Source organism: Clavibacter sp. VKM Ac-2873 (assembly GCF_015351075.1).
Taxonomy (GTDB): Bacteria; Actinomycetota; Actinomycetes; order Actinomycetales; family Microbacteriaceae; genus Clavibacter.
The window spans coordinates 95,453-107,962 of the sequence record NZ_JADKRS010000002.1; the positions used below are offsets into that span (position 1 = coordinate 95,453).

Annotated in this window: 13 protein-coding genes; 8 read left to right on the top strand and 5 right to left on the bottom strand. The window is 67.6% G+C overall.

Annotated elements, in window-relative coordinates:
* Position 1: 1 nt before the first annotated feature.
* The 3 genes from gnd to dnaA all read right to left on the bottom strand — a co-directional run bounded on the left by gnd (position 2) and on the right by dnaA (position 4,032).
* The gene (gene gnd / locus ITJ44_RS07590; protein ID WP_194634275.1) at positions 2–889 is read right to left on the bottom strand and encodes a phosphogluconate dehydrogenase (NAD(+)-dependent, decarboxylating); all 888 of its coding nucleotides are present in this window, start codon (positions 887–889) and stop codon (positions 2–4) included.
* 20 nt (positions 890–909) lie between these two features.
* Positions 910–2,061 (bottom strand): DNA polymerase III subunit beta, encoded by a 1,152-nt coding sequence (gene dnaN / locus ITJ44_RS07595; RefSeq protein WP_194634277.1) that lies wholly within the window; start codon positions 2,059–2,061, stop codon positions 910–912.
* 540 nt (positions 2,062–2,601) lie between these two features.
* A complete protein-coding gene (dnaA, locus tag ITJ44_RS07600) occupies positions 2,602–4,032 on the bottom strand; it encodes a chromosomal replication initiator protein DnaA (RefSeq protein WP_194634279.1) in 1,431 nt (476 codons plus the stop codon).
* Positions 4,033–4,510: 478 nt separating this feature from the next.
* Between dnaA and rpmH the strand changes: the two genes are divergently transcribed.
* The 8 genes from rpmH (at position 4,511) to ITJ44_RS07640 (ending at position 10,001) form a co-directional block, all read left to right on the top strand.
* Positions 4,511–4,648: a 50S ribosomal protein L34 gene (gene rpmH, locus ITJ44_RS07605; protein WP_012039665.1), complete on the top strand. Its 138-nt coding sequence runs from the start codon at positions 4,511–4,513 to the stop codon at positions 4,646–4,648.
* 3 nt (positions 4,649–4,651) lie between these two features.
* A complete protein-coding gene (gene rnpA, locus ITJ44_RS07610; protein WP_194634281.1) occupies positions 4,652–4,993 on the top strand; it encodes a ribonuclease P protein component in 342 nt (113 codons plus the stop codon).
* The gene (gene yidD, locus ITJ44_RS07615) at positions 4,990–5,301 is read left to right on the top strand and encodes a membrane protein insertion efficiency factor YidD (RefSeq protein ID WP_194634283.1); all 312 of its coding nucleotides are present in this window, start codon (positions 4,990–4,992) and stop codon (positions 5,299–5,301) included. The genes rnpA and yidD overlap by 4 nt, the downstream gene beginning before the upstream one ends.
* A 10-nt stretch (positions 5,302–5,311) precedes the next feature.
* Positions 5,312–6,274, top strand: a complete 963-nt coding sequence (gene yidC / locus ITJ44_RS07620; protein ID WP_194634285.1) for a membrane protein insertase YidC — start codon at positions 5,312–5,314, stop codon at positions 6,272–6,274.
* Positions 6,271–6,795: a R3H domain-containing nucleic acid-binding protein gene (locus ITJ44_RS07625; protein WP_194634287.1), complete on the top strand. Its 525-nt coding sequence runs from the start codon at positions 6,271–6,273 to the stop codon at positions 6,793–6,795. The genes yidC and ITJ44_RS07625 overlap by 4 nt, the downstream gene beginning before the upstream one ends.
* A 542-nt stretch (positions 6,796–7,337) precedes the next feature.
* Positions 7,338–7,973, top strand: a complete 636-nt coding sequence (gene rsmG / locus ITJ44_RS07630) for a 16S rRNA (guanine(527)-N(7))-methyltransferase RsmG (RefSeq protein WP_194634289.1) — start codon at positions 7,338–7,340, stop codon at positions 7,971–7,973.
* Positions 7,974–8,118: 145 nt separating this feature from the next.
* Complete coding sequence (locus ITJ44_RS07635) at positions 8,119–9,000, top strand: ParA family protein (protein ID WP_228494842.1); 882 nt, start codon at positions 8,119–8,121, stop codon at positions 8,998–9,000.
* On the top strand, positions 9,000–10,001 hold the full coding sequence (locus tag ITJ44_RS07640) for a ParB/RepB/Spo0J family partition protein (protein ID WP_194634291.1): 1,002 nt from the start codon (positions 9,000–9,002) through the stop codon (positions 9,999–10,001). The genes ITJ44_RS07635 and ITJ44_RS07640 overlap by 1 nt, the downstream gene beginning before the upstream one ends.
* Positions 10,002–10,055: 54 nt before the next feature.
* Here ITJ44_RS07640 and ITJ44_RS07645 read toward each other — a convergent pair whose 3' ends face one another.
* Both ITJ44_RS07645 and ITJ44_RS07650 read right to left on the bottom strand, forming a co-directional pair.
* Positions 10,056–11,021 carry a D-alanine--D-alanine ligase gene (locus ITJ44_RS07645; protein WP_194634293.1) on the bottom strand — a complete coding sequence of 322 codons (966 nt, stop codon included), beginning with the start codon at positions 11,019–11,021 and terminating at the stop codon, positions 10,056–10,058.
* A gap of 43 nt (positions 11,022–11,064) precedes the next feature.
* Positions 11,065–12,387 (bottom strand): PLP-dependent aminotransferase family protein, encoded by a 1,323-nt coding sequence (locus ITJ44_RS07650; RefSeq protein WP_194634294.1) that lies wholly within the window; start codon positions 12,385–12,387, stop codon positions 11,065–11,067.
* Positions 12,388–12,510: the final 123 nt, after the last annotated feature.

A 12,510-nucleotide genomic window follows, 5' to 3' on the forward strand; every position in this document is an offset into this window, starting at 1 on the left:
GTCAGGACTTCTTCTGCACCGAGTGGCCGCCGAACTGGTTGCGCAGCGCCGCGACGGCCTTCATGGCCGGGGAGTCCTCCTGGCGGGAGGAGAAGCGCGCGAAGATCGACGCGCTGATGGCGGGCATCGGGACGGCGTTGTCGAGCGCCTCCTCGATCGTCCACCGGCCCTCGCCGGAGTCCTGCACGAAGCCCTCGATGTCCTCGAAGCCCGGGTCCTCCTTGAGCGCCTTGACCAGGAGCTCGAGCAGCCATGAGCGGACGACCGTGCCGCGCTGCCACGCCTCGAACGTGCCCGTGACGTCCTTGATGATGTCCGTGCGCGCCGCGAGGAGCTCGTAGCCCTCGGCGAAGGACTGCATCATGGCGTACTCGATGCCGTTGTGGACCATCTTCGCGTAGTGACCCGCGCCGGAGTCGCCCACGTGCACGAAGCCCTCCTCGCGGGGACCCTCCGGACGCAGCGCGTCGAAGACGGGCATCGCGCGCTGGACCTGCTCGACGGGGCCGCCGACCATGAGGCCATAGCCGTTCTCGAGGCCCCACACACCGCCGGAGACGCCGGCGTCGACGAAGTCGATGCCCTTCTCCTTCAGCAGGCCCGCGTGGGCGAAGTCGTCCGTGAACTTGGAGTTGCCGCCATCGATCACGAGATCGCCCGGCTGCAGGATGCGGGCGAGGTCGCCGACGACGTTCTGCGTGACCTTGCCGGCCGGGACCATGACCCAGACGAGGCGCGGGGCGGGCAGAGCGGCGGCGAGGTCGTCGAGGGTGGCCACGTCGGAGACGTCGGGATTGGTGTCGTATCCGGTCACCTCGATGCCGTTCGCCTCGAGGCGCGCGCGCATGCGGGCGCCCATCTTGCCGAGTCCGACGAGTCCGATGTGCATGTTCTCTCCTTGATCGCGGTCTAGCGCAGCAACAGGTTGGGCTGCAGCAGGTACCGGTAGTTGTCAGCACCGGCCTGGTCCTTGGAGGACTGGCTCGTGATGAGCACGGGGCCGGGCTTGTTGGGGTTGTCCGTCTTCGTGAACGAGAGGCGGACGAACTCGGAGTGGACGGCGCCGAGGCCGTCCAGCAGGAACTGGGGCTTCAGCGACACCACGGTGTCGACGCCGGTGAGGAGGGCGTCGATGTTCTCCGATGCCTGCGCGTGCTCGGAGCCGATCGCCTCGAGCGTCAGCCCGTCGATCGTGAAGGTGAAGCGCAGGGCCGCCTCGCGCTCCAGCACCAGCTGGACGCGGCGCGTCGCCTCGATGAGGTCGGCGGTGTTGATGACCGCGTAGTTGTCGACCGTCTCGGGGAACAGGCGCTTGACCGGGGGGAAGTTGCCGCGGATCAGCAGGGACGTGACGGTCTTCCTGTCCGCGCTGAAGGCGATGAGCTGGCGGTCGTCGGTGTCCGTGATGGCGACCGAGATGGTGCCGCTGTGGCCGAAGGTCTTCCCGATCTCCTGCAGCGTGCGGGCGGGGACGAGCGCGGTGCGGCTCGTGCCGTCGGTCGCGGAGTCTCCCCCGTCCCAGTCGATCTCGCGCACGGCGACCCGGTAGCGGTCGGTGGCGATGAGGCCGAGGCTGGTCTCCCCCACCTCGAGCTGCACGCCGGTGATCACGGGCGTCACGTCGTCGCGCGAGGCGGCGACGGCGACCTGCGAGACGGCTGCCGCGAACTGCTCTGCCGGCAGGAGGCCGGACTGCTCCGAGATCTGCGGCAGCGTCGGGTACTCCTCGACCGGCATGCTCAGCAGCGTGAAGTGCGCGGAGCCGCACGAGACGGTGATCTTCGACTCCTCGGTCGTGAAGCGGACCGGGGCGTTGGGGAGCCGGTTGGCGATGTCGGCGAGGAGACGGCCGGAGACCAGGACGCGCCCGGGCTCCTCGATGTCAGCCTGGATCTGCGTGCGCGCCGAGACCTCGTAGTCGAACGACGACAGCGTCAGTCCGTCCTCGGTCGCCTCGATGAGCACTCCGCTCAGGATCGGGAGGGTCGTGCGCTGCGGCAGGAGCTTGACGGCGAAGGACACCGCCTCGCTGAAGACGTCCCTGTTGACTTGGAACTTCACGTTGTGGACCCCTCGATGAGCGGAAGATTTGTCGGTCAATGCTAGCCGTGCCGACGGGGGACCCCACGACCGTCGATCCCTCCACACCCTGAGGTTCTTGGGCGACATCCAATGAAGGGTTTAAGGATCAATAGTCTTAACCGCTGTGGAATCTGTGGACAACTCCCGGAGTCCCGGTGATCGAGAGGGAACTACACGTCTGCAAGATGTGGGGCGGGTGTGGAGCTGCCTGGGGACTCGGCGGACTGCCGATGCAGCGAGGATCCCGGTTCCACAGGCCGGGTCCGCGAACCCACATCGGCTCCGGCGGTTCTCCACAGTTATCCACACTCTGTGCACACTGTGGGGAACGGCGGATCCTGCCCCTGTCGGCCCTCTCTCGGCGCCGGTGGGGGCACGGTCGGACGCCGCCGACGCCCTCAGCGGTGCGATGGGCTCTCGGCCGTCCCTCCGTGGACGCACAGAAGGGGTCGGACCACGTGGTCCGACCCCTTCGCTGCTCCATCCCTGCACGTGCTCCTGCCGCCCGTGCAGAGGGCGTCACATCTTGCCGTAGCGGTGGTTCTGCTTGATCCGGCTGGTCAGCTCCGTCACCTGGTTGTAGATGGAGCGGCGCTCCTTCATGAGCTCGGTGATCTTCTTGTTGGCGTACATCACCGTCGTGTGGTCGCGGTTGCCGAACAGCTGGCCGATCTTCGGCAGGGAGAGGTTCGTCAGCTCGCGGCAGAGGTACATGGCGATCTGGCGGGCGGTGGCGACGGCCTGCGAGCGGGAGGAGCCGTAGAGGTCGTCGACCGTGAGCTTGAAGTAGGCCGCGGTGTGGTTGATGATGTCGACCGGCGCGATGACGTTGTCCTCGTCGAGCGTGATGAGGTCCTTCAGCACGGTCTGAACGAGGGCCAGGTCGACGGGCGTCTTGTTCAAGCTCGCGAACGCCGTGACGCGGATGAGGGTGCCCTCGAGCTCGCGGATGTTCGACGTGACCTTGGTGGCCATGTACTCGAGGATGTCGTCCGGCACCTGGAGCTTCTCGCTCTGCGCCTTCTTGCGGAGGATCGCGATGCGCGTCTCGAGGTCGGGCGCCTGGACGTCCGTGATGAGGCCCCACTCGAAGCGCGAGCGCATGCGGTCCTCGAACCCCGTCAGGTGCTTCGGCGGCAGGTCGCTCGTGATGACCACCTGCTTGTTGTGGTCGTGGAGCGTGTTGAAGGTGTGGAAGAAGGCCTCCTGCGTGGAGTCCTTGCCCTGGAGGAACTGGATGTCGTCGATCAGGAGGATGTCGTTGTCGCGGTACCGCGACTGGAACAGCGACGACCGGTTGTTCGCGATCGAGTTGATGAAGTCGTTGGTGAACTCCTCGGAGCTCACGTACCTCACCCGGATCCCCGGGTACAGGCTGATGGCGTAGTGACCGATGGCGTGCAGCAGGTGCGTCTTGCCGAGGCCGGAGTCGCCGTAGATGAAGAGCGGGTTGTAGGCCTTGGCCGGGGCCTCGGCCACGGCGACGGCTGCGGCGTGCGCGAAGCGGTTGGACCCGCCGATCACGAAGGTGTCGAAGCCGTACTTCGGGTTGAGGCGCGAATCGCCGCGGGAGGGCGACGCCGGCAGACCCGGGTTGTCGGCGGGCGCGGTGATGGTGGGCGTCTCGATATAGGGCTGCTCCGCGGGCTCGGGGTGCTGGGCGAAGGCGTCCTGCGCGATCTCGGGGTTGACGACGATGGCGAAGTTGCTCACGCCGGCCGCCTCGTCGAGCGACCCGATGGCATTGAGGAGGGGCACCCGGATGCGCTGCTCGAGCATGCCCCGGGTGAGGTCGTTCGGCACCTCGAGGTAGAGCGTGCCGGTCATGACGCCCTTCGGCTCCACCAGGCTGATGAAGCCGTGCAGCTGCGGGGTGATCCGGTCGTCCGCGGTGAGGGCGGCGAGCACCTTCTGCCAGATCGCGTGCGTCGGGTCGGAGCGGTCGGACATGTTTCCCCATCTGCCGTCACCAGGCTCGGTCCCGCGGCTGGTGCCGGGGCCGCCACGCGGTGCGCGGACTGCTGTCGACGCTGGAAGGGCGTCGCGGTCGTGCGTGCGGCGTCCGTCCCCGGAGGCTCCGAGGGTGCGGACCATCCCGGTACCGCGACCGCGGACAGCATAGTTACTCACAGGGTTATGCACCCTGTGTGCGAACGGGCCGTCAGCACCGCGCGGGCGATCCCCGACGCGTCGCGGCCACGCCACACGGTAGCCACTGTCGGAGATCCGGACAAATCGACCCTATCGACGGCGGCATGTCGATACCGGCCGATGGCCGATCTGTGTGGATAATCACGATCCGCCCCGCGGGTTTGACCGGAGGCCCCCCGCCCCGTAGATTTAGGCAGTTGACCCAGCCCTTCGAGGCTGCCCCATCTTCCCAGCCGCACTCGTCGGCCCCGTGGACCAACCTGAGTGGAGACTCACCGTGAGCAAGCGCACCTTCCAGCCGAACAACCGCAAGAAGGCCAAGAAGCACGGCTTCCGCCTTCGCATGCGCACCCGCGCCGGTCGTGCCATCCTCGCCGCCCGCCGTGGCAAGGGGCGCACCGAGCTCTCCGCGTAGCACGTGCTCGCTCGGCGGAACCGCGTGACGAGCGGTGCGGACTACCGCACCATCGTCAGACGGGGTCGCCGGACGACCACGGGGACCGCGGTCGTGTCCGCGCTCGCCGGCCCAGCGGATGCGCCGACCCGATTCGGGTTCATCGTGTCGAAGAAGGTCGGCAACGCCGTCACCCGGAACCTGGTCCGCAGGCGGCTGAAGGCCGTGTCGGCCGGTCTCCTTCCCCGCGTCCCTCCGGGCACGTCCATCGTGATCCGCGTACTGCCAGGCATGGAGCGGACACCGTGGGATACCCTGCAGGAGGAGATGGCGTCAGCCGTGACGCGGGCCGTGAGGACGATATGAAGAGGGTACTGACCTCCGTCGTCCTAGCGCCCCGGAACGCCGCCATCGCTGTGATCGCGCTCTATCGACGCGTGGTCTCCCCGCTCTACGGGGACGTCTGCAGGTACTACCCGTCCTGTTCCGCCTACGGCCTCGAGGCCGTCCAGGAGCACGGGCTCCTCCACGGTGGTCTCCTGGCCGCATGGCGCGTGTGCAGGTGCAATCCCTGGGCGGAGGGCGGCATCGACGACGTCCCTGCTCGTGGGGTCCAGCAGTATCGGCGCACGAGGCTCGGATTCGTCGTCGCACCCAGCCACGGAAAGGGCTAACGACCACCTCATGGACTTCCTCGGAACCATCCTGTGGCCGATCAAGTGGGTCATCGAACTCATCCTGGTCGGCTTCCACACGCTCTGGACCAGCATCGGCCTGGATCCCAACAACGGCGCCACGTGGGTGCTCTCGATCGTCGGCCTCGTCCTCGTGGTCCGCGCGGCGCTCATCCCGATCTTCGTGCGCCAGATCAAGAACCAGCGCCGAATGATGGAGGTCGCTCCGCAGCTGAAGAAGATCCAGGACAAGTACAAGGGCAAGCGCGACCAGTTCTCGCGTGAGGCGATGTCCCGCGAGACCATGGCGCTGTACAAGGACACGGGCACCAACCCGCTCAGCAGCTGTCTCCCGCTGCTCCTGCAGATGCCGATCTTCTTCTCGCTCTACTCCGTGCTGCATCGTGCGGCCGTCGAAGAGCTCCCGGGCATCGGACTGCTCAACGCGGACCTGTCCCGTTCCTTCGGGGAGTCGTCGTTCCTCGGCGCTCCCCTGCAGTCGGCGATCTCCACGGCTGACGGCAACGCGAGGGTCATCGTCATCGCGACCACGATGGTCATCCTCATGACCGCGTCGCAGTTCATCACGCAGCTGCAGATCATGGCCAAGAACATGTCCGAGGAGACCAAGGCCAGCCCGATGTTCAAGCAGCAGCGCATCCTGCTGTACATCCTTCCCCTGGTGTTCGCCGTGTCCGGCATCGCCTTCCCGCTCGGCGTGATGTTCTACTGGCTCGTCTCGAACTTCTGGACGATGGGCCAGCAGTTCCTCGTCATCCGCAACATGCCCACGCCCGGCAGCGAAGCTGCACGCGCTCGCGAGGCGCGATTGGCGCGCAAGGGCAAGTTCGTCGCTCCTGAGACATCGACGGAGTCGTCGACCATCCTCGTCGAGGAGCGCAAGCCGGCGCAGCGTCAGCAGCCGGTCGGCAAGAACCGCTCGAAGAAGCAGTCGGGATCGAAGAGCCGATGACCGATGTGACCAACGACACCGAGCAGGTTGACGCTGCGGCGACCGGGGACGAGATCGAGGTCACGGCCGTCGGCGGAGACGAAGGCGACATCGCCGCGGACTACATCGAGGAGCTCCTCGACATCTGCGACCTGGACGGTGACATCGACATCGACCAGCGTGGGGGCCGCGCGTACGTCTCGGTGGATGCCGCTGACTCGGAGGACCTGCGCCTGCTGTCGAACCCGGAGACGGTCACGGCGCTCCAGGAGCTCACGCGTCTCGCGGTGCAGAACAAGACGGGGGTGTTCAGCCGTCTGATCCTCGACGTCGGGGGATCACGGGATGCGCGTCAGGTGGAGCTCGCGCAGCTGGTCGACCGGGCCATCGAGCGCATCTCCGCCGGGTCCTCGAGCGCGTCCCTGCCGCCGATGTCCTCCTACGAGCGGAAGCTCGTGCATGACATCGTGGCTGAGCGTGGTTACACCTCCGAGTCCGAGGGTGAGGGACGGGATCGTCACACGGTGATCACGAAGGCGTGAGAGCTGGAACGCGAGAGATGAGGCCCGGTCGTCCGACCGGGCCTCATCTGCGTCCTCCGTCCTGTCTTCAACTTCTTGGTTGCACGTGTGTGTTAGCAAAATACCGCTTGACAGCGGGATGACCGATGGTGTCCTCTCTGCCGGAGTGCCCGGTGGTGAGCCTGACGCCGGGAATCTGAAGCAGTCACCGGAGTCTCGTCTCCGGAACCCGGAAGGACCGGCTCGAACACCCTCGACCTCCGGAGCGTCTTAGCGGGGATGTTTCACGTGAAACGGACGCGCTGCGCACGCGTGTCGAGTCGTGAGATCAGGGCGGGCGGGACCTGCCGGAGTCGCTCTGATCCGCCAGGGGTTTCACGTGAAACATAGCCGGCGCTGATCCCGGTCGCGGAGTCGGGGCATCGGAAGGCACGTGACGGGACCCCTGCGGATCGACGCTAAACTCTCCGTGCGGCACGTGCGCGCCTCAGCCCTCAGGGGTGATCGTTCGGCTTCATGCCCGGCGCGTTGCCGCAGCGCCTCACGACCAGGATGGACACACGATGCCCGAGCACACGAGTGTGGAGCAAGAGCCTCTGGTAGCCGCGCCTCTATTTGGAGATCGTGTCCTCATCGCCCGAGAATTCGCATCTCAACTAGGGAGCAGGGGAGAGGAACTCGGTCTCATCGGACCACTCGAACCGCCTCGGCTGTGGACGAGGCACATCATCAACTCCGCGCTGGTCGCGCCGCTCCTGAGGCCGGGACTGGTAGGGGACATCGGCACGGGGGCAGGGCTTCCCGGACTGGTACTGGCGATAGTCCGCCCGGATGTGGATTTCGTCCTCATCGAACCCATGGAGAGGCGCGTCGCCTGGCTTGACGAACAGGTGGTCCACTTGGGGCTGGGCAACGTCCAGGTACGACGTGCACGCGCTGAGGATGTCGCATCGGAATTCAGCCTGGACCAGGTCACCGCCCGCGCGGTCAGCGCATTCTCGAAACTGATCCCGCTCACGGTTCCGCTGGTGAAGACCGGGGGTGAACTCGTGCTCATGAAGGGCGCCAACGCCGAACGAGAGGTCGAGGCGGCGAGCAAGGCCATTCGCAAGCATCACCTCGAGGACGTCGAGGTCATCACGCTCGGTACAGGACAGGTCGATGAGGTGACACGGGTGATCCGTGCTCGCGTCGCGTGAATCCGCGTGCCTCCGGCATGAGGAGGTGCTGATCATGCCTGTATTCAGTCCGAGATTGCCGCGCACAGGACCGACATGTTCCACGTGAAACATCCGCACCATCGAAACGCATTGCCGACAGCGATCCCCCGACGGAGTGACACGCATGGATGACGACCTCAGCCCCATCGCACGAGAGCTTTCCGAGACCAGTCGCCGGCGCAAGGCTCTTGTCGGGCTCGTCCTGCCCCGACCGACACGCACGCGCGTCTTCACGATCGCCAACCAGAAGGGCGGCGTGGGGAAGACGACCTCCACGGTCAATCTGGCCGCCGCCCTCGCGAAGTCCGGGTCGCGCACTCTCGTCATCGACCTGGATCCGCAGGGGAACGCGTCGACGGCGCTGGGCGCAGACCGCTCCAGTGAATTGATGAGCGTCTACGACGTGCTCGTGAACGACGTGCCGATGGAGGATGCGCTGCAGCGAAGCCCTGAATTCGACACGCTCTTCTGCGTCCCGGCCACGATCCACCTCGCTGGCGCGGAGATCGAACTCGTCACACTGCAACAGAGGGAACGGCGACTGCGAATGGCGTTGGACGCCTTCCTGTCGTCGGACACCGGTCGCGTCCTCGACTACGTGCTGATCGACTGCCCCCCTTCGCTCGGGCTGCTCACCATCAATGCGTTCGGTGCCGCTAGGGAGGTGCTGATCCCGATCCAGTGCGAGTACTACGCACTGGAGGGGCTCAGTCAGCTGCTCGCCAACATCGAGCTCATCTCACAGCACCTGAACCCGGATCTCGCCATGTCCACGATCCTCCTGACCATGTACGACGGACGGACGAACCTCGCGCAGCAAGTCGCCGCGGAGGTACGAGAGCACTTCCCGCGGGAGACGCTCACGACGCTCATCCCGAGATCCGTACGCATCAGCGAGGCGCCCAGCTACGGCCAGAGCGTCATCAGCTACGACCCCAACTCACCTGGCGCGCTGTCCTACCTGGAGGCGGCAGCCGAGATCGCACACCGAGGAGCCCCGAAGTAATGGCAACCAAGAGAACCGGACTGGGTCGCGGCATCGGCGCCCTCATTCCCACGTCCGACGAGCGAAGCCGTCCCGTGGATGTCTTCTTCCCCGACAGCATCGGCGCAGGAGCGCCGTCCGGAGTGCAGGGCGGTACGTCCGCCAGTGCCGACGACCAGGGCGGACCAGAGCTCGTCGCCGTTCCCGGGGCACGACTGGCCAACCTCAATCCGGCGGACATCACGCCCAACGCCCAGCAGCCGCGTACGGACTTCCGCCAGGAGGAGCTCCAGGAGCTGATCGTCTCCATCCGCGAGTACGGTGTGCTGCAGCCGATCGTCGTCCGCCCCCTGGGCACCGACGGGGACGGCCGAGCCAAGTACGAGCTGGTGATGGGGGAGCGCCGCCTGCGCGCGACCAAGGAGCTGGGGTTGGACACCATCCCGGCTGTCATCAAGGACACCGCGGATGAGTCGATGCTGCGGGACGCGTTGCTCGAGAACCTGCACCGCTCCGAGCTGAATCCGCTCGAGGAGGCGAGCGCGTACCAGCAGCTCCTCGCCGACTTCGCCATCACCCAGGACGAGCTGGCCCAGCGACTCGGGCGGTCACGGCCGCAGATCACCAACACGATCCGGCTGCTGCGCCTCCCCGAGGACGTCCAGCACCGCGTCGCCGCGGGGGTGCTGTCCGCGGGGCATGCACGCGCGATCCTGTCATCCGGGGATGAGGACGCCATGCGCCACCTCGCGGACAAGATCGTCAACGAGGATCTCTCCGTGCGTGCGGCGGAAGCGGCCGCGCAGCGGGGGCAGCGCACCACCACGCCGCGCAAGAGCGCGACATCGGCGCGCAACGCCCATCTGGACGAGACCGCGCAGCGCATCGGCGATCATCTCAACACGCGCGTGCGGGTGACGATGTCGGCGCAGAAGGGCCAGATCGTCATCGACTTCGCGACGCTGGGGGACTTGACGCGGATCGCCCAGGAGATGGGTGCCCCGGATTCCGACGCGAGTTGACGCCGGGGGAGGCGGCCGTGCGGTGACCGTCTCCCGTGACGCGGTGAACGGGCGTCAGGCGCCGGGAGACGTCCTGCGCGCCGCCTCGGCGAGGCGACGGTAGAGGTCGCCCACCTCGACGCCCGCGGCAGCCAGGCCCTGCGGGAGCAACGACGTCTCCGTCAGGCCGGGGATCACGTTCACCTCGATGAACCAGGGCTCGCCCGCCACATCGATGATGACGTCCACGCGCGACATCTGGCCGATGCCCAGCGCGCGGTGGATGCCGACCGCCGCCGCGGACGCCGCATCCGCAGCCTCGGGGGAGATGCGCGCGGGGGTGTAGAACCGTGTGAGACCCGCGTTGTAGCGGGCCTCGTAGCCGTACACGCCTGATGTGGGGACGATCTCGGTCGCCGGCAGGGCCGCGGGTCCGTCGCCCGTGTCGAGGACGCCGATCGCGACCTCGGTCCCGGAGACGAGCTCCTCGATCAGGGCGACGTCGCCGTAGGTGTACGCATCCACCATGGCCCGCGGGAGGGCGCGCGCATCATCCACGATCGTGACGCCCTGAGCCGACCCACCACGGGCCGGCTTCACGGCGTAGGGAGCGGGCACGGTCTCGGCGACGAGGCGCAAGACGGCCGCGGCGCCGAGCTCACGGAAGGTGTCCTTCGGGAGGGTCACGGAACGCGGCGTGCGGATGCCGGCGGACTCCGCGATGGCCTTCGCGGTCGGCTTGTCCCACGCGAGCCGCGCCGCCTTCGCGGAGGAGCCGACGTAGGGCACGCCGGCGAGCTCGAGGAGCCCCAGGAGCGCACCGTCCTCACCGCTCGCGCCGTGGAGGACCGGCCAGACGACGGCGGGAGGGGTGTCGCGGAGGAAGTCGAGGAGGGTGGCGTCGGGATCGCGGAGGGAGACCGGGACACCGGCTCCCCGCAGGGCGTCCGCGACGCGGCGACCGCTGCGGAGCGAGACGTCGCGTTCGTGGGAGATGCCACCGGCCAGGACGAGGACGGACAGGGGCTCGTGTGCGGTCATGATGCTCGATCCGGTTGCGGTCGGTGGTCGTGGACGCGGAGGGTCAGTCGAGGTCCGGCGGCGGGGTGACGACGGACGTCGTGGGCCGCGACGTGAGGGCGCCTGTGCCGGAGAACGTGGTCAGGAGGTCCATCTCGTCGTCGATCACGCCAGCCATGCGCCGGATGCCCTCGCGGATGCGCTCGGGCGTCGGATAGCAGAACGAGAGGCGGATGGCGTCGCGTCCGCGCCCGTCGGCGTAGAACGCGGTCCCGGGCGTGTACGCGACGAGCGCGGTGACGGCCCGGGGCAGCATCTGCTTGGAGTCGAGTTGCTCGGGGAGCTTCAGCCACACGTAGAAGCCGCCGTTCGGCACGGTCCACGAGAGGCTCGGCAGGTGCTCGTGCAGCGCGGAGAGCGTCGCGTCCCGCCGCTCGCGGTACACCCCGCGGAAGGTGTCGATCTGGCCCTTCCAATCCGAGGCGTGCAGGTACTCGGAGATGATCAGCTGGCTGAAGGAGCTGGGGGAGAGCACCGCCGACTCCTGGGCGAGGATCAGCTTCTCGCGGATGGCATGCGGCGCGAGCGCCCAGCCGACGCGGAAGCCGGGGGCGAGCGTCTTGGAGAACGAGCCGAGGTAGATGACGCCCTCGTCGTCGAGACTGCGCATGGCATCCGGGGCCGGACGGTCGAACCAGAGCAGACCGTAGGGGTTGTCCTCGAGCACGAGGATGTCGTTCGAGCGGCAGATCTCGAGGATCTCCGGGCGGCGCGCGGCCGACATGGTGACGCCGGCCGGGTTGTGGAAGTTGGGGACCGTGTAGAGGAACTTGATGGTGCGCCCCTCGCCGCGGATCCGGGCGATGGCCTCGCGGAGCGCCTCGGGGACGAGCCCGTCGTCGTCCATGACGACGTGCTCGACGACGGCCTGGTAGCTGCGGAAGACGCCGATCGCGCCGACGTAGCTGGGCGCCTCGGCGAGGATCACGTCGCCCGGGTCGATGAAGAGCTTCGTGACGAGGTCGAGCGCCTGTTGCGAGCCCGTGGTGGTGACGATGTCGTCGACACTGCCCCGGATGCCCTCGAGGGCCATGATCTCGAGGATGTCCTCGCGGAGCTCCGGCGTGCCCTGGCCGCCGCCGTACTGCAGCGCGACGGGGCCGCGCTCGCGCATGACCTTCTCCATCGCGGTGACGATGAGCTCCTGCGGGAGGGCCGAGACGAACGGCATGCCGCCGGCGAGCGACACGACCTCGGGGCGGGAGGCCACGGCGAAGAGGGCGCGCACCTCGGAGGCGCTGAGCCCGGACGTCCTCTCCGCGTAGTGGGGGAACCAGGGGTCGAGGTTGGTGCCCGCGGATTCACGGGGGCTGCCTGCAGGTGTCACGTCACGTCTCTCACTGTCCGATTGCCGTCCAGCCTAACGGGCGGCGGTCCGCGATCCCGGTGTCCAGCGGCCCCGGCGGCGGAGCGGGCCGAGAGGACGACGGAGGGCCCGGCACCTCGCGGT

Bases quoted from the DNA above. Each gene is read 5' to 3' on its own strand.
- gnd (WP_194634275.1), bottom strand. From the start codon at position 889: ATGCACATCGGACTCGTCGGACTCGGCAAGATGGGCGCCCGCATGCGC.
- dnaA (WP_194634279.1), bottom strand. From the start codon at position 4,032: ATGTCCGACCGCTCCGACCCGACGCACGCGATCTGGCAGAAGGTGCTC.
- yidD (WP_194634283.1), top strand. From the start codon at position 4,990: ATGAAGAGGGTACTGACCTCCGTCGTCCTAGCGCCCCGGAACGCCGCC.
- yidC (WP_194634285.1), top strand. From the start codon at position 5,312: ATGGACTTCCTCGGAACCATCCTGTGGCCGATCAAGTGGGTCATCGAA.
- ITJ44_RS07625 (WP_194634287.1), top strand. From the start codon at position 6,271: ATGACCGATGTGACCAACGACACCGAGCAGGTTGACGCTGCGGCGACC.
- rsmG (WP_194634289.1), top strand. From the start codon at position 7,338: ATGCCCGAGCACACGAGTGTGGAGCAAGAGCCTCTGGTAGCCGCGCCT.
- ITJ44_RS07635 (WP_228494842.1), top strand. From the start codon at position 8,119: ATGGATGACGACCTCAGCCCCATCGCACGAGAGCTTTCCGAGACCAGT.
- ITJ44_RS07640 (WP_194634291.1), top strand. From the start codon at position 9,000: ATGGCAACCAAGAGAACCGGACTGGGTCGCGGCATCGGCGCCCTCATT.
- ITJ44_RS07645 (WP_194634293.1), bottom strand. From the start codon at position 11,021: ATGACCGCACACGAGCCCCTGTCCGTCCTCGTCCTGGCCGGTGGCATC.